The organism is Mycoplasma corogypsi (assembly GCF_045276875.1).
GTDB classification, from domain to species: domain Bacteria; phylum Bacillota_I; class Bacilli_A; order Mycoplasmatales; family Metamycoplasmataceae; genus Mycoplasmopsis; species Mycoplasmopsis corogypsi.
The window spans coordinates 609,399-631,485 of sequence record NZ_CP174163.1; the positions used below are offsets into that span (position 1 = coordinate 609,399).

General features: G+C 27.2%; 21 protein-coding genes. 13 read left to right on the forward strand and 8 right to left on the reverse strand.

What is annotated here, in order from left to right:
* The first annotated feature begins 259 nt into the window (after nucleotides 1–259).
* From ACJA23_RS02515 to rpmG, 4 genes are all read left to right on the forward strand, one after another.
* The gene (locus ACJA23_RS02515) at nucleotides 260–1,387 is read left to right on the forward strand and encodes a LacI family DNA-binding transcriptional regulator (protein ID WP_406613697.1); all 1,128 of its coding nucleotides are present in this window, start codon (nucleotides 260–262) and stop codon (nucleotides 1,385–1,387) included.
* 98 nt (nucleotides 1,388–1,485) lie between these two features.
* Nucleotides 1,486–2,874 carry an ion channel gene (locus ACJA23_RS02520; RefSeq protein WP_406613699.1) on the forward strand — a complete coding sequence of 463 codons (1,389 nt, stop codon included), beginning with the start codon at nucleotides 1,486–1,488 and terminating at the stop codon, nucleotides 2,872–2,874.
* A complete protein-coding gene (locus ACJA23_RS02525) occupies nucleotides 2,867–3,697 on the forward strand; it encodes a deoxyribonuclease IV (protein ID WP_406613701.1) in 831 nt (276 codons plus the stop codon). Before ACJA23_RS02520 ends, ACJA23_RS02525 begins: the two co-directional genes overlap by 8 nt.
* Nucleotides 3,698–3,807: 110 nt before the next feature.
* Nucleotides 3,808–3,960, forward strand: a complete 153-nt coding sequence (gene rpmG, locus ACJA23_RS02530; RefSeq protein WP_406613703.1) for a 50S ribosomal protein L33 — start codon at nucleotides 3,808–3,810, stop codon at nucleotides 3,958–3,960.
* A 218-nt stretch (nucleotides 3,961–4,178) separates the two neighbouring features.
* Here the strand turns inward: rpmG and ACJA23_RS02535 are convergent, their stop codons facing one another.
* Nucleotides 4,179–5,378 (reverse strand): hypothetical protein, encoded by a 1,200-nt coding sequence (locus ACJA23_RS02535; protein WP_406613705.1) that lies wholly within the window; start codon nucleotides 5,376–5,378, stop codon nucleotides 4,179–4,181.
* 83 nt (nucleotides 5,379–5,461) lie between these two features.
* Here ACJA23_RS02535 and mutM point away from each other — a divergent pair, with 83 nt between their 5' ends.
* Genes mutM through ACJA23_RS02550 form a run of 3 tightly spaced genes read left to right on the forward strand, consistent with a single transcriptional unit; the run spans nucleotide 5,462 to nucleotide 7,158 of the window.
* On the forward strand, nucleotides 5,462–6,310 hold the full coding sequence (gene mutM / locus ACJA23_RS02540) for a bifunctional DNA-formamidopyrimidine glycosylase/DNA-(apurinic or apyrimidinic site) lyase (protein WP_406613707.1): 849 nt from the start codon (nucleotides 5,462–5,464) through the stop codon (nucleotides 6,308–6,310).
* Nucleotides 6,311–6,850 (forward strand): cysteine hydrolase family protein, encoded by a 540-nt coding sequence (locus ACJA23_RS02545; protein WP_406613709.1) that lies wholly within the window; start codon nucleotides 6,311–6,313, stop codon nucleotides 6,848–6,850.
* Nucleotides 6,838–7,158 carry a Smr/MutS family protein gene (locus ACJA23_RS02550; protein WP_406613711.1) on the forward strand — a complete coding sequence of 107 codons (321 nt, stop codon included), beginning with the start codon at nucleotides 6,838–6,840 and terminating at the stop codon, nucleotides 7,156–7,158. Before ACJA23_RS02545 ends, ACJA23_RS02550 begins: the two co-directional genes overlap by 13 nt.
* Nucleotides 7,159–7,257: 99 nt before the next feature.
* Here the strand turns inward: ACJA23_RS02550 and rplT are convergent, their stop codons facing one another.
* The 4 genes from rplT to trmB form a co-directional block, all read right to left on the reverse strand.
* Nucleotides 7,258–7,608, reverse strand: coding sequence for a 50S ribosomal protein L20 (gene rplT, locus ACJA23_RS02555; protein WP_406613713.1), 351 nt, complete (start codon nucleotides 7,606–7,608; stop codon nucleotides 7,258–7,260).
* A gap of 63 nt (nucleotides 7,609–7,671) precedes the next feature.
* Complete coding sequence (gene rpmI / locus ACJA23_RS02560; RefSeq protein WP_406613715.1) at nucleotides 7,672–7,851, reverse strand: 50S ribosomal protein L35; 180 nt, start codon at nucleotides 7,849–7,851, stop codon at nucleotides 7,672–7,674.
* The gene (infC, locus tag ACJA23_RS02565; protein WP_406613717.1) at nucleotides 7,841–8,452 is read right to left on the reverse strand and encodes a translation initiation factor IF-3; all 612 of its coding nucleotides are present in this window, start codon (nucleotides 8,450–8,452) and stop codon (nucleotides 7,841–7,843) included. Before infC ends, rpmI begins: the two co-directional genes overlap by 11 nt.
* Nucleotides 8,453–8,725: 273 nt before the next feature.
* A complete protein-coding gene (trmB, locus tag ACJA23_RS02570; protein WP_406613719.1) occupies nucleotides 8,726–9,337 on the reverse strand; it encodes a tRNA (guanosine(46)-N7)-methyltransferase TrmB in 612 nt (203 codons plus the stop codon).
* 111 nt (nucleotides 9,338–9,448) lie between these two features.
* Here trmB and ACJA23_RS02575 point away from each other — a divergent pair, with 111 nt between their 5' ends.
* The 4 genes from ACJA23_RS02575 to ACJA23_RS02590 all read left to right on the forward strand — a co-directional run bounded on the left by ACJA23_RS02575 (nucleotide 9,449) and on the right by ACJA23_RS02590 (nucleotide 14,133).
* Nucleotides 9,449–10,435, forward strand: coding sequence for a DNA-methyltransferase (locus ACJA23_RS02575; protein ID WP_406613721.1), 987 nt, complete (start codon nucleotides 9,449–9,451; stop codon nucleotides 10,433–10,435).
* A 130-nt stretch (nucleotides 10,436–10,565) separates the two neighbouring features.
* Nucleotides 10,566–12,005 (forward strand): hypothetical protein, encoded by a 1,440-nt coding sequence (locus tag ACJA23_RS02580; protein WP_406613723.1) that lies wholly within the window; start codon nucleotides 10,566–10,568, stop codon nucleotides 12,003–12,005.
* A gap of 78 nt (nucleotides 12,006–12,083) precedes the next feature.
* Nucleotides 12,084–12,584 (forward strand): hypothetical protein, encoded by a 501-nt coding sequence (locus ACJA23_RS02585; protein WP_406613725.1) that lies wholly within the window; start codon nucleotides 12,084–12,086, stop codon nucleotides 12,582–12,584.
* Nucleotides 12,585–12,819: 235 nt separating this feature from the next.
* Entirely contained in the window at nucleotides 12,820–14,133 is a 1,314-nt protein-coding gene (locus tag ACJA23_RS02590) for a hypothetical protein (RefSeq protein WP_406613727.1), read from the forward strand.
* Between the two features lie 83 nt (nucleotides 14,134–14,216).
* Here ACJA23_RS02590 and aspS read toward each other — a convergent pair whose 3' ends face one another.
* The 3 genes from aspS to ACJA23_RS02605 form a co-directional block, all read right to left on the reverse strand.
* Complete coding sequence (gene aspS, locus ACJA23_RS02595) at nucleotides 14,217–15,923, reverse strand: aspartate--tRNA ligase (RefSeq protein WP_406613729.1); 1,707 nt, start codon at nucleotides 15,921–15,923, stop codon at nucleotides 14,217–14,219.
* Nucleotides 15,916–17,265 carry a histidine--tRNA ligase gene (gene hisS, locus ACJA23_RS02600; RefSeq protein WP_406613731.1) on the reverse strand — a complete coding sequence of 450 codons (1,350 nt, stop codon included), beginning with the start codon at nucleotides 17,263–17,265 and terminating at the stop codon, nucleotides 15,916–15,918. The genes aspS and hisS overlap by 8 nt, the downstream gene beginning before the upstream one ends.
* Nucleotides 17,266–17,385: 120 nt before the next feature.
* Nucleotides 17,386–20,127, reverse strand: a complete 2,742-nt coding sequence (locus tag ACJA23_RS02605) for a hypothetical protein (protein ID WP_406613733.1) — start codon at nucleotides 20,125–20,127, stop codon at nucleotides 17,386–17,388.
* A 310-nt stretch (nucleotides 20,128–20,437) separates the two neighbouring features.
* On the opposite strand from ACJA23_RS02605, the gene ACJA23_RS02610 reads away from it, so the two are divergent.
* Nucleotides 20,438–21,079, forward strand: coding sequence for a hypothetical protein (locus ACJA23_RS02610; RefSeq protein WP_406613735.1), 642 nt, complete (start codon nucleotides 20,438–20,440; stop codon nucleotides 21,077–21,079).
* Between the two features lies 1 nt (nucleotide 21,080).
* Nucleotides 21,081–22,076, forward strand: a complete 996-nt coding sequence (locus ACJA23_RS02615) for an MAGa7180 family putative nuclease (protein ID WP_406613737.1) — start codon at nucleotides 21,081–21,083, stop codon at nucleotides 22,074–22,076.
* The last annotated feature ends 11 nt before the right edge of the window (nucleotides 22,077–22,087 follow it).

Here is a 22,087-nt window from a genome sequence, read left to right on the forward strand (position 1 = left end):
ATCTCTTCAAAATTACAAAAATTTTTAGAAAAATTTAAGAATTTTATTTTATAAGCTAGCTAAAGCCCTTATTATATAGTAGCAATCTAATAAATTACTTTTTTAACTGTTTTTTAGTGTAAAAATACACTTTTTATTTTTTTATACTTTTGGAGTAAAAACTACTAAGTTAATTTTAGTGCCTAAATAGTACTATTTTTAGTCGATGTTTTTGGTCGCTTTTTTTTTTTTTTTTTTGCAGATTTGTTATAATTTTTATATGAGCTTATTAAACAGTTTGAACTACGATCTTGAACAATTAGATGAAGTTAGCGCAGCTGACTTAGATCCAATGCTAGAAGGCGAAGATCAAAACAATGTTGATCAAGATCATAAAGATATGAATGATGATTATGCAGGCGGAAGTTATAACGCAATGCATAAATATAAACAAAAACAATTAACTTACAAAGATATAGCTAGGGCAGCTGGAGTTTCTATTTCTACTATTTCTCGTTTTTACAGAAATGGATATGTAAGTAGAAAAACTAAAAAGATAATCAATGAAATAGTTAAAGATTCTGGCTATATTCCAAATCACGGTGCAAGATCTATTAAAGGCAAAAATGATTTTATCTATGTAATTTTACCTGTTTGAGCACACACTACTTATTCACAAATAGTTAGTGGAATTATCGGTCAAGCAAGTACACAAGGAAGAAAAATTATTCAAACCTACACCGAAGAAGATTACGAAAGCTACTGTGAAACCATTAGATATATTTTATCTTGAAAACCAAGTGCAATCGTAGTATTTATTCAAGAATACAATAAAGAGTTATTTGACTTTTTAAAATCTATTACAGAAACTAAAGTTATTGTTTATGGACATCAAGTAACAGGCTTAAATTGCATTCAAATCGATGAAGTTAATGCTTTTTACAACTTAACTAGAAGATTTTATGATGTATTAAACCTAAATAATAACAAAATGTTATTCTTAGAAGATCGTAAATTATCTGAAGATACAATTAATGCTCGTTATAGTGGTTTTGAAAAAGCTTGCCGTGAATTAAACATTGAGACTGAAAGATACGTTTTTAGTAAACGTAAGGCTGAAAAAGAAAAAGAAATTTTTGAGTTTTATAAATACACTAAAGGAAATGGCATTACCAACGTAGTATGTTCAAGTCATGAAGCCTTTATTTCACTTTCTATCTTAGGCTACACTACTTTAAGAGTTACCGACATGGGATATACAAGTGTTTATGATATTATCCGTAATTATAAAGCCAAAATTTTTATCGATTACGCATATATTGGATACGAAATCTATAAAATGATAACTATCGATTCAATCGATAACAAACCTCAATTTAAAGTAATTGATCCAAAAATTATTTCTTAACAAACTAAAAAACTGCTTCGGCAGTTTTATTTTCCGACTTTACTAATTTTGCTACTATTTTTATACAAAAAACTAAATAGGCTGTATATAATTTAATTATGAAAGTATTAAAATACATATTAGAATCCAAATATCATAAAGCAACGATGAAGTTTCTAACTATTATTTTTTGATCTAATTTAGAAATTGAAAACTCATTAACTAAATGATCAAGACACGTAAAAATAGCTAGAGGCACATATGCTTTTATAGTTGCTTTTGCGTGTTTTATTTCGTTTGGTACATTATTTACTGTGCCAGATGCATATTTTAGAAATATTTATGAAACTTTTATTAAATGATCAACTTTAATGACCATTTTTATTTTCATTATCGATTATGCTGGACATGCTTTTACCTATAGGCATAATTATAATTACCTGAAAATGAATCTTTTTAAGGCAATGCTCAAATATATTTTCTCCTTTACTGGACTTGTGATTTTAGCTTGTATTTTTGCGTCAATGCATGTCTTAAAATTCATTATCGCTGATGTAAATTCATCAACTCAGCGTGTCTTTATTACTTTTGAATCACTTGGATTAGCTAGAATTGTGCGTTTATTTATGGTACTTACCTTATTTAAACCGTTTGCTGCTATTACTGGTGTGTTTGAAAAACAAAGAAAACTACTTACATCAGTTTTCTTTATTATTGTGGTTTTAATCTTACTATTTGCAATGATTATTTGAAACCAAGAACTAAATTATTTAAGAGATTTAGAAAAAGGATGGTTAGCTAGCGTTAGTCCTAATTACGCTGATCAACCAGCTTTTAAACCGTTTATTGAGCTTAAAAAGCTAGTGCCTGATTCTCAAGACTGAAATAATAAGCTATTAGACATTGGACAAAATGATGTAGCTAATGCAGTTAAAGTGTTAAACGAAACTGATACATCATCATTTAACGCACTTTCAAACGGTTATGTAAACGACTTTGGTGAAGCCTTTTACTTTACTACTATTACTTTAACTACAATTGGATATGGAGATTTTGTACCACATGCTCCAATTTCAAGGGTAATAGTAAGCTTTATTGCCCTTTTAGCTATTGCAATTATCGCCATCCCATCAGGGGTTATTGCTGGATCATTTTTAACTGAAATGCAAGAACAAGCTAAAAAAGTTAAAAGAACTAAAAAAGATGACAAATTAGCTCAAGAACTTTTAGAAGCGCAAATGCAAGAAGCTAAAGAGGCTGCTGAAAAAGCACAGTCTGAAACAGAATCAGAAACTGAAAAAGAAAAAGATGCTTCTAAAAAGGAAACAAAAGAAGATAAGGCTGAAAAGGCTGAAAAATCTAGCAAAGATGATAGTAATGAGGATTTAGAAGAAAAACAAAACAAATCTCATAAATCCCATAAAGTAGATAAAGACGAAGAAAAAGAAACAAAAGAAAAAACAAAGTCTCATGATAATCATGATTCTAAAAAGGATAAAAATGATTAAATTAGGTTCTCATGTTCCATTTAAAAAACCAGGGTATTTAGCCGAAGCTGCTGAAGTTTCAGTACAAAACGGCGCTAATACTATGATGATTTATTTAGGTGCTCCACAAAATACAGCTAGAATTGATGTTAATCAATATCAACTAGAAGAATACGAACAAAAATGAATGCATTTAATACCTAAAGAAGATATAGTAGTGCATGCTCCATATATTATTAATTTAGCTAACCCAGATAAACAAGCTTTTGGAGTAGATTTTCTTATCGCAGAAATCAATCGTATGAACTACATTGGATGTAAATATTTAGTTTTACATCCTGGAGCGTATACAACCCATACTGAACAAGAAGCTTTAGATACTTTAGTTGATTCATTAAAAAAAGTAATTGAAGAAACTGAAAATATAGTAATTTGTATTGAAACTATGGCAGGTAAAGGTACAGAAATAGGTGTTGATTTTGAACAAATAACATACTTATTAAAATGAATTGATAGCGATAGAATCGCAGTTTGTTTAGATACTTGCCACTTATGAGATGCTGGTTTTGATTTACAAGAATATGAACAATTTAAACAAAAATTAAGAGACTTTGATTTACTTAAACACGTAAAAGTTATTCACCTAAACGATTCAAAAAATGATGTTGCTTCACACAAAGATCGTCACGCTAATATCGGAGCTGGTTTTATCGGAACTGAAACACTAAAGAAATTTGTCCACGATAAAGACTTTGATAATATCCCAATTATTTTAGAAACACCATACATTGATGACCAACCTCCATACAAGGAAGAAATAGCTTTATTACTTAACAAAAACTAGTTAAGTATATAAACCAAAAAGCCTATAAATTCAATTATTTCGATTATAGAAATAAAAATTTTATTGTATAATATAACATAGAATTGTTAACAATATATAAAGGAGCTCAAATGGCAAGAGAAGGTTATACATTAGCATGTACAGAATGCAAAATGGAAAATTACATTTCTAAGAAAAACAAAAAAAACCATCCAGAAAAAGTAGAGCTTAAAAAACACTGCTCAAAATGTAATTCACATACAAACCACAAAGAGAAAAAATAGTTCTCATTTCCCAGCACGTAAATCAAGCGTGCTATTTTTTTATGCCTAGATTTAATAACTTTGGTTTCGGTTGAACTTACAAATGTAATTCAAAGTCTTTGTTTTAACTAATATGTTTATTTTTTTTCTTGCAATTTGTAGTTTTAAAAAAAGAAACCCCCACTTCCTTTTTTAAATTCAGGAAAATGGGGTTTATTTCAAATAATGAAATTACAAATTTATTCCATCTTGGTATCACTTTTCTTAATTCAACCTTTTTTGTAATTTTCTAGTCTATCCTTAAAGGTTTCTCAGTTTCTGACTAAAACATCATAGTTTTGGTTAGATTCATCATAATTATTGATCGATGAAAGTATTTTTAATCTTGTTTTTTTTAATCTTTTTTCAATGAAAAATTTAGCAGCAACTCCAAAGAAAATAGAAACAGTTATTAAAATTCATAAAGTATTAATACCAGAATACGCTATTGTTCAAAGTATTCTATTTTCAGTTGCTTCGTAGTATTTATCATGCACTCATGAAACAAATTGTAAAATACCAACAATTGAAAATAAAGACCCAACAACAAAAGCAGCAATTGATTTGATACTATTTTTGTAATCGTTTTTAACTTTATAAATATCAGTTATTTTACTAATGTGTTTATTTTTAGCTTGTATTGATAAATTTAATTGATCTAGACCAAGCATTTGATAACAATTTTGAACCATTGTATACAGTTTGCTAGTAGTATTTTGCATTTGTACAAATGTATTAAATTCAACCACTCATTTTTCATCATTTAGCAATTTTAAATCATCAGTTTCCAAAAACTGATCCATTTTTGAGTTGAAATTATTTAAATCGGTATTAACTTTATTAAGTAGCTCAAAATAAGAAAAACTCATAATCATTTTTCTAACTTTTTTATCTATTTTGTTTGCAATATTTTTAATATATTCAATATTTTCATCATTTTTATTATTTGTATCAACATAAAATGAATAATCGTCAAATAAAAATTTTATGAACTCATTAAATTCTTTATTATAACAACCACTTATATACTCCATAATTAATTTGTCGCCATTTTTTTCTGTTGATATCAAATCAAAAACAAATTTGATTTCTTTTGGATCATTGTTTTCAAGTTCTTTGTTGTTTTGTTGATCGTTTTCTAGATAAATAGCCTTGAAATTAAACTTAAACCATTCAGTACAAATATCTCAATTTCATAAATTATTGTTGTTTTTGTCTGTATTAATTGAGTTTATATATTTTAGGTTGCAATATTTTGATATCGCTGAATCTAAATTACCACATGAATCACCATCATTGTGATAACACATAGTATACTTACTAAAGTCACTAAAAACATCTAATTGGTCTTTGGTATAAAAGTATTCAATATTATCAAATTTAAAAACTAACTTACTCATTTTACCTCTAATAATTTGGAATAATAATTTTATTTTACTAAATTAAAAACCATACTAAAAAACTATTTTGGTAAAATTATTATATGCCTGAATATCCAGAAGTTACAGTCGTTAGAAAGTCACTTTCTAACTTAGTAGAAGGTGTTAAAATCACCAATGTTGTTCTTTTAAATACTAAATTTATCAAAAATGCTACTTACCAAGAATTTCAAGAATTTGTAAAAAATAAAACCATTGAAAAAATTGAAAATGTAGGTAAATTCATAATTTTCTATCTTTCTGAAAACCACAGAATGTTATGTCATTTAAGAATGTCAGGTAAGTTTTATGTTTATAAAGCAGGAGATGAAACTCAAGCAAATTTACCACATAATTATGTGTTTTTTACATTAGATAATGGTTACATAATGGCTTACAATGATGCTAGAATGTTTGGTGGATTTGAAATTATAGATCCAAGCGATACTAGAAGTGTTTCAGAAATTAAAAATTTAGCCGAACTTCCTGCTTTTGTTAATGTAGATAAGCTTTATGCTAAATTACAAAGAAAAAACATTAGCATCAAAAGCGCTTTACTCGATCAATCACTAGTGTTAGGAATTGGAAATATTTATGTGGATGAAACACTGCATGCTTGTAAAGTTTATCCTATGACTAAATGTTCTAAAATCAGTAAGGAAAAGTTAGCTGAAATTTTAACTACAGCACAACAAATTATGGATAAAAGTATTGAGTTAGGTGGAAGTAGCGTAAATACTTACACATCAGTTAATGGGATTGATGGTAAGTTTCAAAATAAACTAAAAGTTTATGGTAGAGGTGGTTTAATTTGTCAAACTTGCTATAAAGTAAATGTTGCAAAAGTTAAACTAGATTTTAAGGAGAATGGTCGTGGGACTAGTTATTGTCCTAACTGCCAAAAAGAAGCTTAAATGGAAACAAAAAGACTTGTATTAGTTGTTGATATGCTTAATGGTTTTAGTAAATTTGGTCCATTAGCAAGTAATAATGTAACTAAAATTATTCCAGTGATTAAAGATATTGTTGAAAGCTCAGATAATAATATTTTCATTTGTGATTCTCATAGTGTTAATGATTTAGAAATGAAAAATTATCCAGTTCACTGTTTAACAAATTCACCAGAAGCTGAAGTAGTTGAAGAATTAGCACCATATGCAACTGAAAAAATATTGAAAAATACAACTAATGCTTTTTGAGAATTAGATCACAAATTGCTACTAAAATACAATCAAATTGAATTGGTTGGTTGTTGTACTGATATTTGTGTTTTACAACTAGCTTTATCTCTTTCAACTTTTTTACAAAAAATTAATGCAGATGTAAAGTTAATAGTTTATGAAGACGCAACTGCTACTTTCGATGCACCAAATCACGATAGTAAAACTTACCATCAATTTGCCTTAAATCTAATGAAAAATGCTGGTATTAAGGTAAGAAAATGAACAGAGTAATCGATTTACACGGCTATCAAACCGAAGAAGCTACTATTATAGTAGAAAATGCTTTGTTTGACTATCAAAACCATAAAGTAGATCACATAACCTTTGTAACCGGAAAAGGTGGAAAAGTAATGGAAACTGTGGTAGGTAATCTTTTAGATAAAAAAAGGATCACTTATAGTTATCAAAACCAAGGTGGCGCTATCATAGTTTCAAGGCATTTAAATGATTATTTAATTTTTGATGAAGACGAAGAACAACAAGAATATATTACAAATAATGAACTAGAGGAAATTTTTGAAAGTTTCTCTAAAAACTAGAAGATAAGCGCTTCTAGTTTTTTGTTTTCAAATGTGCATAAAAAAATATTGGGAGAAGAAAGCCCAATATTTGGTGAATAATTAACGAAAACGCAATTATTAAGCGTTTTTTGCAAGTTCAATTAACATTGCAAATGTTTTTGGTTCGTTAATTGCTAATTCTGAAAGCATTTTACGATTGATTGAAACATTAGCTTTTTTAAGTCCATTAATAAATTTTGAATAGCTTAAACCTTCAGCTCTTGTAGCTGCGTTAATACGAGCGATTCATAATTTTCTAAAGTTTCTTTTTACTTGTTTACGGTCTCTAAATGCGTATGTTCAACCTTTAACTACTTGTTGTTTAGCAACTTTGTACCCAATTGATTTGTGTCCAAAGTATCCTTTTGCTAATTTAATTCATCTTTTACGTCTTGCTCTTGTAACTGTTCCGCCTTTAACTCTTGCCATTTATCTTGTTTCCTTTCTTAAAATTTATTATTTTATCTTGTGAAATCTAAATAATTAACAAGATTAAATCAATGCTTTAAATCTTTTTAAGTCACTTCTTGACATTTGAACAGATTTACGAGATTGACGTTTTTGTTTAGTAGTTTTGTTTTGCGCTAAGTGAGAACGGAATGCTTGTTCTCTCATGATTTTACCAGTTCCAGTAACTTTAATACGTTTTTTTAACGCACTTTTAGTCTTCATTTTTGGCATTTAATTCTCCTTCTTTAGTCTCTTGACTTTTTTCTTTTAAGTATTTAGCGATTTTTTGTTTATTAGGTTGGAGATTCATGTCTAAGAAACGATCGTTAACTAGTTTTGGTTCAGTAGATTTATCAGAGATATCTTCTAGAGTAGCATAAAAATGATTAAGTGTGGTAATTCCTAAATCTTGTCTACCAATTTCACGACCTCTTAACTTAAGTGAAACTTTAATTCTGTCTCCTTTAAGTAAAAACTCACGTGCCTTACGAGATTTAGTTAGTAAGTCATTTTCACCAATCATCGGTGTTAAACGAACTTCTCTATTTTGAATATTGGTTTGTTTTTCTTTTAACTCTTTATCTTTTTTCTTACGGTCATATTTAAATTTTCCATAATCTAAGATACGAGCAATCGGTTTAGGGTTAATGCTAATTAGCACTAAATCCTTCCCTGCATTTTTAGCTAATTCAAGTGCTTCTCTAGTGTCCTTAACACCTAGTTTTTCACCATCAAGACCTACAAGAAATATCTTTTTGTATGGGATATTACCGTTAACGTAGTGCTCTGGTGTTGGTTTCCTTTTATTGTGATTTGGTTGCATAAACTCCTTAATAAATGAAATCTTTCGATTTTTTACGCTTCCCTACTAAAAAAGGTATCAGAATTAGTGATACATTTAATTGTAGCTAAACCCAAGGTTATTGACCATCAGGTGAGAAACGAATTTCTTCTTTCTGCAATTAAATCTTTATTAATTTATTGCTTATTAATTTTATCATAAAAGTAAAAATTCAATATTTTATTTTTAAACAATTTTATATGTCTGAAAAATAACTAAAAAGTTTAAAAAATATTGCTTTTTGAGCAATAAAAATTACTTTTTAACTTCTGCAATTAAGAAGTTGATATTTTTACCTAATTCTTTAAATTTGGTCTCGTATTTAGTTAGCCTGTTATTTGCTTGATATTTACTATTATGTAAATCAGTAGTTTGATCAACAATGTTTCAACCGTTATTTTCAAATGATTCAAGGCTGTATTCATATAATTTATCATTATCTGTCTTAAATCATAACTGTCCATTTTCAGCTAAAATACCTTTATATAAGTCTAAAAATGTCTTGTAAGTTAATCTTCTTTTTTCATGTCTCTTTTTAGGTCATGGATCACTAAAAGTAAGTCATAATTGATTGATTTTACCAGTAAATAAGGTTGGTAAATCAATTGCATCTCCTGTAATTATGAATAAATTAGTTAAATTATTTTCAACTATTTTTTTCATAATTTGCTTTGCAACAGTTGGGAATTTTTCAAAAGCAATGTACTTAATAGTTGGATTTTCTTTTGCTAATTGCAATAGCATATCACCTGTACCTGAACCTATTTCTAATACATCAGATTCATTTAAATGATATGGAAATTGCTTAATATAATATTCAAATTTGTCCAACTTTTCTTGTGCAGTTTTATCAAATCTAATTCTCATGAATTGATTATATCAAAAACCAAATAAATTAAACTTTTTAACACTTACACTAGTAATTTAATGCTTAAAAATGCTGTTTTTTGCTAAAATTATTATTACATTAGAGGTAATATGACAAAAAAGAAATCTGCTAAAAATAAAACTATTGATTTAGACATAAATGAAGGTAAAAAATACTTAGATAAATGTATTAAAGCTCAAAATATCACTACTTTAGATTCGGTTCTAAATAAAACTATAAATGATGATACATTTTTAGTTTTAGATAAATTGCCAGATAAGTGTGTAGATCTACTTATTGTAGATCCACCGTATAACTTAACTAAAAATTATCACGGAAATACTTTTAGTAAGAAAAAAGAAGAAAGTTATGAAGAATACACTAGAAACTGAATGCAAAAAGTTAGAAGAGTCTTAAAAGATGAAGCTTCAATTTATGTATGTTGTGATTGACAAAGTAGTATTATTATTTCAAAAGTTTTAAGTGAATTTTTTGTGATTCAAAATCGTATTACTTGGCAAAGAGAAAAAGGTCGTGGCTCAATGAATAATTGAAAAAACGGTATGGAAGATATTTGATTTGCTTCAGTTGGTCAAAAATATCATTTTAATGTTAATAGCGTTAAAACTTGTAAAAAAGTTATCGCTCCATATCGTATAGATGGAAAACCAAAAGACTGAATTCAAACTGAAGAAGGTAATTTTAGACATACTTATCCATCAAATTTATGAAATGATATTTCAATACCATACTGATCAATGCCAGAAAACACTGCTCATCCAACTCAAAAGCCTGAAAAATTAGTGGCAAAAATTATTTTAGCCAGTTCAAATGAAAATGATGTAGTTTTAGACCCATTCCTAGGTTCAGGAACTACTAGTGTAGTCGCTAAAAAACTTAATCGTAAATTTATCGGAATTGAGCAAAATCCACTTTACTGCGTTTGAAGTGAAGTAAGGTTAGAAAAAGCAGAAAATGATAAAAATATTCAAGGATATTCACAAGGGGTTTTTTGAGAAAGAAATACCAGTGGTATTCAAACCAAAGTTAATAAAAAGGTTAAAAAATATTCAAAACAAATGTCTTTACTTGATTAAAGCACTTATAATACTAAAACCTAGAAAATACAAGGTTTTAGTATTTTTTATACATAAATCAAATTATTGAGCATAAAAAATGAATTTTAATGTAAACTTCAAAATATTAAATAACAATATTTAGGTAAATATGATTAAAAAACTAACTTTTATTCCAATTATTTCAACACTTACAGTTCCAGTTTCTTGTGCTAGTGTTTTAGATAATAAAACAAATGAAGATACAAAAGATCAAACAATAGATGTTTCAAACAAAGACAAAGATACTAATGTAGAAAATCAAAAGATTGATGATGATATGGATAAAGAAAATCCTAAAACAACCTCAGAACCGAGTGAAGCTGACAATAATTCATCTGATACAAATAATAACAATCAAAACAATGATGAACCCATCATAAATGATGAAAATAATAATTTAGAAGCTGCCCAAAATGAACTAAATGAATTAGCCAAAAAATTACAAATCAATTTCAAAAGGGAACTTACAGTTTCTGAAGCTTTAAATATTAATAACTATCAGTATACTGTTAATCCACCAATTAAGTTTAATCTAGTTTCATTAACCCAACACAAAAGCAGTGTTGTATTAGTATTTAATTTATCAAATACAGAAAACAATTTAAGAAGTGAAAATGTTTCTAAAACTTATAGTGAGTTTAAGGAAAACGAACGAATTCATTTACCAAAAGCTGAGACTATTAATAACTTAAATCTTGATAATTTAGCAACTTTAGCAAATTTATATCAATTTAATCCAAACCAGTTAGCTAGTGAAAACGCTAAATTGTTAGTGCCTAAAAGTAATGATATTTGAAATATTACAAACATTTCAATTTATCAACTAAATGATTTAGAAGGTAAATTATCATTTAAAGTATCTGGATCATATAAAGGTGTTGATTTTATTGATCAACTAGTAAATATTACTAACTTTAAAAGACTAAATACTAGACTTGAATCGGTAAGTTTTAACTTTAATGATAGTTATATTTATGAAAATAGGCTAACTAACCAAGACTATTTAAATTCAACTGGATCACAACTGCTTAAGTATTTTGAAACATTACAGTTTTCAAATTCTGATTATTATGAATTTAATATTCTTGAACTAGTAAAACAAAATAAACTAATTATTAATAACTTATCAATTAATAATAATAGAGATAACACCTTAAATTTTAATGGTACATTAGTTGTTAACGGATACGAAAATGGTAGAAAAATCAGCCAAAATATCTCAATTACCTGACATAAATCAACCAATTTTAGTTTACATATTAATCAAGATAAAATGTATAACTTTATCTTGCAAAATAAATTAAATATAAATAATGAATATTTAGAAGCGACAAAACAAATGTATGCTAGTCAAATCTGAAGTGAATTTATTACTTCAAAAAGAATTAATAATCTTGCAAACATTGTTTCAATAGATCAAAATTTTAGAAATGTATACAACCAAAACCGTGAAATTTTAGTAGAAAACGTTTATGCTGATGATTATAATGGTAATTTATATTTAGTTATAAAAGTCGCATCTGAAAATAATCAAAATTTAGATCAATAATCTAATCAAAGAACTATTAAATTAAGTAATTTTGAAAAACTTAAAGACAGTGAATCTAAACTTAAAAACTCATTTTTAATGTTAGCAAATGCTGATTCAAATAATAGAACTATCAAACTAGTTGAAAGTATTTATAACCAAGCCGAAAATAAACAATCACTAGAAATAACTGGACAAAAATTATCATTTATTTTAACTGGTGGTAATTTAGGTTCTTGAGCACCAATTAGACAGTTACCTATCGAATATAATGATGATAGAAATAGTTATACGCCTAATACAAGATTTAAACTATTTTTTAATGGTTCACCATTACAGGAATATTTAAATACAAATGAAAATACTAATTTCTTAAAAAAATCAAATAGAAATTTTTACACTATCAAAAGATTAGAAATTACATTCAATAAAATGTACAACATCAATATTTCAACATACTCAGATAATCTTAAAAAATTAAAATGTGATATTGATTACACAATAGAATTGACAGTCTTAAATCAAAGCCCTGAAAATCCAAATGGGCAAGAAACTATAAATTTAAATTACAGTTTTAACTTTGATTTCTTCCAAAATTAATTATTTACCAAACATTAATTTAGTATTTTGTTTTCTAATTTTTTAGGGTAAATAAGCTATTAAGTATGAAATTTTTACCAATTTTAAAAGCTCACTTTTTTTAGCTATGTGCAAAAAAAGTTTATAATTATCATATATATAAATTAAAAAGCATCTTTTTTGAATTTATATTTCACTAGATGCCGAGGTTATAATAAAATTTAAAAATAAACTTGGTAAAATAATTTTACCTGCTTTGACTATCTTGCCGTTAAGTACATTAACAGTGATATCAGCTTCATGTACAGATACAGCAACAAATAAACCGAAACCTAAGCCAAAGCCAAAGCCTAAACCTGACACCAATAAAGAAACAAGTGGAAATACTACTGAAGGAAACGAAAATCCAAGCGTGACTCCTGAAGAACCAACAACACCTGCAACTGATGGCGAAAGTAGTTCTTCAACTACTGATAACACTTCAACAACTCCAGTTACACCTACACCTGAAACACCTACTCAACCTTCTTCTGGTGGTTCATCAGGTAGTGGGTCAAGTAGTTCTGGAGGTTCAGGAAGTTCAAGTGGATCAGGTGGATCAAGTAGTTCTGGAGGTTCAGGAAGTTCAAGTGGATCAGGTGGGTCAAGTAGTTCTGGAGGTTCAGGAGGAACTGTTACTCCACCTAAACCAGATCCAAAACCTAAACCTAAGCCTGAACCGGTAACTCCGCCTAAACCTGCTTGAAAAGCTAACCCTAATTATGTAAGGGAAAATAATCCAGGTGTTAGAAACTATAATACATTTAATGTGTCTGGACCAAGAACTGAAAATGAAGAAAAATTCTTGAAAAAATTGTCAACTATTATTTCAAATGCAAATGCTACTTCAAATAGAGTTGAATGAAATAAATATGTCAATGAATTAGGAGCTTTAATTCAAAGCTCTAATCTTACTGAATCAGAAAAAATTCAAGCTGGTACATCTATTTATTCATCAAAATATAGATTTAATACAGATGGTAGATATCCTAATGTACCGATTGCAGGTGAAGTTCGATTTGTTTCATTAAATAATGATCAAAATATACTTAAAAATATTAATGGTACATATTTACCAAGCGTTGCAAAACCATTAGTTTTTAACATAAACTTGCTTAAAGGCAAAAGTGATATTTTATTACCTGATAAAAATGTTACATATTCATCAACTGCAAACATATTGCTGTTTTTCACATTAAATAATTCAAATAGTAAGCTATATTTTGTAAATGGTTTTATAGATGATATGAATTTAGGTGTCGCAAATCAGAACGGTATATATAACCAACAAACAGGAATATTCGGAAAAGGTCTAGGTCGTATAGGAAGTAACGATTTAAATATACCAAGCGATACCGGTATTGGTGTAATTTTACAAAGAACAAACAATCCTACATTATATAAATTATGATTTGTGGGTGCTAACCCTGGTGGTTACTTCATTAGTGCTTTACGAAGTTCGGCATCACCTAATGATTCATCAAATAAATATTCATGAGGTGGTTTTCATGTTTATATCAAATTACAATAATATATAACCCATAACGCCATTAAACTTGGCGTTTTTTTATTCAAAAAAGCACCACACAGATAAATGTATGGTGCTTTATATAATTAATCTTCATCTTTTAATTGCAAGAATAATTCATCTAATTGTTGTGGTTCTACGCTACTTGGTGCATTTGTAAACATATCTTCACCTTTTGAATTTTTAGGGAATACAATAACATCACGAATTGATTTGTTATTAGTTAAAATCATAATAATTCTGTCAATTCCTAAACCAATTCCACAGTGTGGTGGAACACCATATTCAAAAGCTTTTAAGAAAAAGCCAAAACGATTATCTTGAGTTTCTTTACTCATACCAATTAAATCAAACATTTTCTTTTGTTCTTCATTATTTGAAATTCTAGCTGAACCACTTCCAAGTTCAAATCCATTTAGAACTAAATCATAGCTTCTAGCTTTAATTTGGTCTTTTGGCAATTTATCTAAATCTTCTAATTTATGGTCAAATTGAGTAAATGGGTGATGAGCAGCAGCTCAAGTGTCTGATTCTTCGTCATACTCAAACATTGGTCAATCAACGATTCAAGAGAAATTATATTCATCTCTAGCTCATTTATATCATGAATTTAATTCAACACGTAAAGCCCCTAAAGCTTGTGAGGCATTTTCGTATTTATCAGCACAAATTAAGTATGTACCACTTTCATTATTGAATTGTTTTAATAATTTTGTAACAGCTTCTGGAGTTTTTGCAGCAAAGTTTGAGTGAACAATTTCCTTATTATTTACAACAAAGTAAAATAATGCTTTAACTTTATTTTTCTTGGCAATTTCTTCAAGTGTTTTGAATTCTTTTTTAGTAATTTCTTCAGTAAAATGCAACATTCTTTTTGATGGTGCTAATTTGATAATGTTAAAGTCAGTTTCATTACAAAAATCATTAATATCTTGAATTTTTAAATCAAATCTTAAATCTGGTTTATCAGTACCATAGTCTCTGATACATTCATCGAATTTTAATCTCTTAAATGGAGTAGTAATTTCTACACCCATTACTTTTTTCATTGCATATTTAAATAGTTGCTCAATTTTATCTTGTAAAAATGCCACATCCATGAAACTTACTTCAATATCTAACTGGGTAAATTCTGGTTGTCTATCTTTTCTTGAATCTTCATCCCTAAAACATCTAGCAATTTGATAATATCTTTCAAAACCACCAACCATTAATAATTGCTTAAATAATTGTGGACTTTGAGGTAGTGCATAAAACTTATCACGATTTCTAGTTGGAACAATAAAGTCTCTAGCACCTTCTGGTGTTGCTTTACTTAAAATAGGAGTTTCGATTTCAGTAAAATCTTCACTTTGTAAAAATTCTCTTAAAGCAAAAATAAATTTATTTCTTAGAGCAATATCATGTTGTAATTTAGGACGACGTAGGTCTAAAAATCTGTTTGTTAATCTAATTTCTTCTTTTGTATCGATATCATCTCTAATTTGAAATGGTAATTGGTCTTTAGATTCAGAGAAAACTTTATATTCTTGAACTACTACTTCGATATCACCAGTTTCAATAGCTGGATTTTTATCTTTTCTTTCAACAACTAAACCTTTTACTTCTAAAACACTTTCCTTAGTAAAGTGAACATCACTTTCAAATTTTAATTGTGTAATCCCTTTTTTGTCTCTTAAATCAACAAAACTAATTTCACCCATACGACGTTTATTAGCAACTCAACCGTATAAAGTTACTTGTTTTCCAACGTCTTTTAATCTTAATTCATTGTTATAAATTTGCTTATTCATAACCGAATTCTCCCTCTAATAGTTCTTCAATTTGATCAACGCTAATGTCAGATACTTCCTGATCTGCAATAAATCTAATTAAATCAATAATTCCTTCTTCGTTTTTAGTGAATGTACATTTTTCACCATTTACTAGTGATTTTGCCACTAGCATTTTATTGCTTACATTTTTATCATCATAAATTAGAATTGAAGCATTGTATTTTTGAGCTTTTTCAAAAACTTTTTTAGATTTAATTAACTCGTATTCATTTTTTACTTGGTCAAAAAATACTCTTAAATAATTATTAGCTAAATTATGCATAAAATCAAGGTTTTCATCGTTTTCGCTAGCTGCTAAATAAATAGTACAACTACTTACATAATCATCCAGATTGTTTTCTTTGACAAATTTATCATAAATAATTGTCATAATACGATCAACACCAAAACCAAAACCGATACTTGATAGTTTCGGTCCACCAATTTGTTCAATTAGGTTTGAATATCTTCCACCTCCAATTAAAGTTGACTGACTACCAGCATTTTTGTCTGTTGCAACAAATTCAAAAACAACTTCATCATAGTAATCAAGACCTCTAACTAGTTCATTTGAAAGTGTATATTCAACACCATAATCATTTAATTTACCAATTAATTGTTCTAAATATTTTTTAGATGCATCAGATAAATAATCACTTATTTTAGGTGCATTAGCCATGAATGGTAATTTTGAATCTAACTTATCATCTAAAATTCTTAAAGCGTGACCGTTTGTTAATCTTTCTTGTGAAACTAATGATAATTGTGATTTATATGGTTTTAAGTAATTAACCAAAGCTTCTTCATATCTTTTTCTAGTTTCTAAATCACCAATTGAATTAATTTTTAATTCTGTTTCAACTTCTAAATGATTTAAGATAACTTGTGCCATATAAATAACTTCAGCATCTTTTAAGTAATTTTTATCACCGATAAATTCAACACCAGCTTGTCAAAATTGACGATAGCGACCTTTTTGAGGTTGCTCGTATCTAAAATATGGCCCAACATATGCATATTTTTTATTTTCTGATGCGTATCATTTGTTTTCAACTAATGCTCTAACAAATCCAGCAGTACCTTCTGGACGAAGGCAAATTTCACGATCACCTTTGTCTTTGAATTCATACATTTCTTTATTAACAATGTCGCTACCTTCACCTACAGAACGCTTAAATAAGTTTGAGTTTTCAATAATTGGTGTTTCAATTAAACGGTAGTTGAACTTTAAAATTGTTTGATTAAAAATGTTAAAAACATAATCTTTAACTAAATAATCAACAACGTTGTAGTCCTTTGTACCTTTAACCTTTGAATACATAATTTTTCTCCTAATAATTAATGTGTAATATTATTCAAAATTATACTATTTTTAGTTGCGTTTTTTCTTGCTTTTTGTGTTAATTGTTGAATTTAGATGTTTTTGTTCAATGAAATTTAATTACGGAATATTATTGTTTAATTCATCTATTTTGCGCTTTAAATTTTCATCAATTTTAAATGATTTTAAAACTGTTATAGTGTCTTTAATTTTGGCATAAACTTCATTTTTTAAGTTCTCATTAATTGAATTAATTGAAGCTTTATTTTTATCGTAATATTTATTAATGTTTTGAAGTAAACCATCATAGTCATTAACAGTTTTAATACCATAACCACCTGAAAGGCTTTCAGTTTTAGTTGGAACTACAATTTTTTCATCATTTGAGTAATAAATTTCTTTAATACTTTCTAAAAGTGTCAATGCTTTTTGAATTATATTATGAGCATTTTGAATAATATTTCCAAATGTTAATTGTACTGCTATACTGGTTTCTATATCATTTATTAAATCTTGTTTTTCTTTTGATAAGTTTTCTGCTTTTTCATTTAGTTTTTTAATTTCATCTTGATGTTTTTTGTGCATTTCATCAATTGTGGCTTGTAGTTTACTATTTTCGTTATTTAGATTATTAATGTCGTTGTTAAATTTTTTATTAAGTGCTACAAGAGTAATATTTAACTTTTCTATATCAATAATTTTGTCTTTTAAGGCTGCATTATCTAACCTTAAATTACTATTTAATTCAGAACTTTTATTAAGTTTTGCAAACAAGTTGTTTTTATCAGTATTTAAATCACTAATTTGATTGTTGAGATTTGCAATTTCAACTTCATAATTTTGTATATCTGTTTCTAAAGTTCTGATTTTGCTATTATATTGGTCGATTCTATTATTTAGTGTTCCTATATTTGTATTAAGTTCATCAATTTTTGCATTATAAGCTTTTATTAACTGATTTTCTGCTTCAATTTCTTGATTTAACGACCTAATTTTAGACCTTAAATATTCTTTTTCTACTTCAAAACCAGAGATTTGGTTTTCTAATAGTTTTCTATGTTTATCATTTTCAGCTTTTTGTAGATTTAACTGATTAATAATTTCATTATTTAACTTAGTTTTATAGTCTAGTTTTTCAACATCTTGAGAAATATCTGAAATACTAGTATTATTGCTGTTGAAATTTAACCCAACTAATTTACCAATTTCAACCTCATAGGAACTAATTAAGTTATTTTGGTAATTAAAATTAATTAGTAAATAACTAATTTGTCAAAATAGTGATTTTAGAATAAAGTTTTTGTTTTGATTGTCTTTAAAAGATTGAATTGATTTTGATTCTTTTTCCTTAAACTGCTTGTTTAAAGTAATCTTTTCATTTTTATGCCTTTTTTCATCAATTAATAAATGTGACAAATTATCTGATAATTCCAGCTTTCTAGCAACTAGAGAACTAATTTTAATTTCGTTAGTTAAAAACTCTTCACTAGTTTTATTAATAATTAAATTGCTTTCAGCTTTTGTTGTTTCTAATTGATTATTAATTTCAGCTAATTCATTTCTAATGCTAGCTATTTGGTTTTGGGTTTGAATTAAATTACTATTAACTACCTCAATTTGCTCATTTAAGTTTGTTAATTCATTAATATTATTAATTGCAAGTATTTGATTGGCATTTAAATCAATATTTGAAGTAATAACTTGATTATAAAAACTTAAGATAATCAGGATTAAATCGCTGGTTTTTTCAATAGTTTGGTTAAATAACCTATAACTTAATTGCGCATTAACTTGGGTTTTGGAGTTATTGTTAATAATATTAAGCTTTTCATTAATTATAGCTTTTGTTGCAGCTGGTAAATTGGGTAAATTAAGCATATGATTTAATACTTTTAACACTTGGTTATAAACTAAATGGTATTTTTGATTATAAAGATTAAACATAGAATTAATAAACTGCATTTTAGCATTATTATCAATAATTGAACTACTAATTATTTGATTATATCTTTCATTAGTTTGATTTAAGCCATCGATGAGCTGATTATATGTTTTATCAATAACATTAGCTTGTTGAAGATATTGCTCAATAAATTCAATTTTTAGACTCAAATTATGAGCAAAGATATTATTGTAGTTTTTGTAAAACAAAATTGCATTATAAGTTCTTAATTTAATGACATTAGCAATGTTATTAAAGTTAACTAACTCAGTTTGTAGGTTGCTGATGTTATTGCTTAAAGTTTCTACTGCTAGGTCTGAATCTAAATCTAAATTTAAATTTTGTTCTTGATAATTTTTAATACTAACTAACATTAGTTTTAACTTTTCAATGTAGCCATCAAGAGTTTTGTTTTCTAAAACGCTATTAGCTTTAACTAAATTATGGTGTGCGTTTTGATATAAATCAAATAAGTAATTAAGTTTTAGTGTCATTTTTTCTTTGTATTGCGCTAGTGTTTCGGTATTAAGTTCAGCTAAACTTAACTCGCTTAAATACGAAACTGGGTCAATGCTTATTTTCTCAATTTCATTTGAAATTACAGTTAGTTCTTCATTTTGCTTAAGTAAACTGATTTGGTTAATTTTTAAGTTGTTTAGGATGTTTTGTGTTTCTTTTTTAGTTTCAACTAAATTATTATTTCCTTCATTAAAAATATTTTTAGCTTCATTAATTGATTGAATGATGCTATCGAAACTAAAACTAGTTTTATTAGTAAAAGATTCAAAATTATTGTTAGTTTTATTGAAATTAAAGAGCGATTGGTTAGCTGAATATTTAAAAATTAATGGCACAGTAGTCGCTGAAATACCAGCTAAACCAAACAAACTTCCAAATATGATTTTCCTAGTTTTTGTCATTTTTTAAACTCCTTACACATTATTATTAAATTGATAATAAAATTTAGATCAAAACTGGACAAAAATAGGAATATAATAAATGCTTTAAAAATACCAAAAACACTATATTTCCAATGTTTTAAGCTTAAAAGTTAACCTTTTGAAATATTTGTTTTCCAAAAGTTAGTGTAAAGAAAAACAATCATTTTTTAGCATAAAATGATTGTTCAAATATTATTTATTAAATTGATTTTTTTATTGTTATAATGTATATAAAGAGAGCCAATTTTTTATTTTAAATTGGTATTAAAGTCATTAAGAAGGAGAAAGAATGAATAAACATATAATCTTATTAATTAACGGAAAAAGACGAAGCGGAAAAGGTCTTTTAAGTAATAAAATTGTTGAAAAAACAAGCAAAAAATACAGCAATAATGTGCATATTTTATCTTTTGCTGAGCCAATTAAACAAATCACTCAACCAATTTTAGAAGAGATTAAATGAGATGGTCAAAATAAAGAAGTTGTGCGTCCTTTATGAATCGCTATGGGTGAAGTTGGTAGAAATATCGATAATAATTTATGATGTTCAAAAGTGTTTGACAAAATTGAAAATATTATTATTGATTCAGCTAATAAAGATCAAGATAGTTTATTCATCATTGATGACTTAAGATTCCCAAACGAGCTAGATTACTTTAAATCTAGACAAAAAATACTTGCTGATAAAGTGAAAAAAATTCATAACGGTGATGTGAAAGTAACTTCAGTAAGAATTGAAAAATTCCTAGATCCAGAAAAGTTCATCAAAGGTGTTGATGATAACTCTACTGAAACTAGTTTTGATAAATTAGTTAACATTTGCTTTGATTATATAGTGCCTGCAGATATTTTAATTGATAGAGAATGATATCCTAACTTCCAAAATGTTGATGTTATTGCTCAAACAGTAATTAAAAACTTATTAAAATAAAATGGCTAAAAGAAAATATTACAATAAGACTCACTATATAATTGACAAAGAAAAAAGAGTATTAATTTTACTTCCTGAATGATTTAAAGCACTACAAGATTCAAATAATAGGTTTGAAACTTATAAAAAATTAGGTGGAAGTACCATTCCTAACATATTGCTTAAAGGTGATCCTTTTAAATCGGAATTCGCTGCTTTTTGTCATATCACAAGACTTTCTCAACCTGTTTTGATTAGTAAATATATCGAGGCTGGTAATGTTTTAGAACCTCGTGTGTTTGATTTATTGAGAAAAACTTTATCTAACAAAAACATAACTGTTGAAAACTATGTATCAAAAGATTTAGGTTTTGATTACTTTAAAAATAAATACAAGTTTTTTCAAGGTGTTCCTGATGGGTATATGAATAATAATTCATACTTTGAGAAAAAGAATGAATTACACCAGCTAAAACTTAAGTTATATGAACTAAGTTCACAAAATGACCCAGAATATTTAGACTTAGAAAGTAAAATTTACCAACTTGAAGAAGAAGTAGAAAAAGAAAACCGTGAAAATGGTCGTATTTTAGAAATTAAAACGGCAGGTGCTAAAAAATATGACTTATGAGAAAGAGACGGAGTTGATTTAGGTTATCGTAAACAAGCACAAACTTATGCTTATTTAAATGGAAATGATAAATATTCAATTGTTGCTGTCTTTTTAAATGAAGAAGATTACTTAAATCCAGCTGCATTAGATTTTAGAACACACAAAGTTAAAACATATAATTTTAATGTAAACCCAGATGAAGTAGCTGATGATTTTAAAATTGTTGAAGAGTGATATAAAAAATACACTTCGCCTGAAGCTAATGTTTCTCCTGTTTATGACCCTATTCGTGATGCAACACTAATTCAATATCTTGAATGCGAAAATGAGCAGCAATGAGCTGAATTATTGGAAGAATTCAAAAGAACTGGTAAAGCAGATCCAGATCGAACTATTTATGATTAAATTGCGTAATC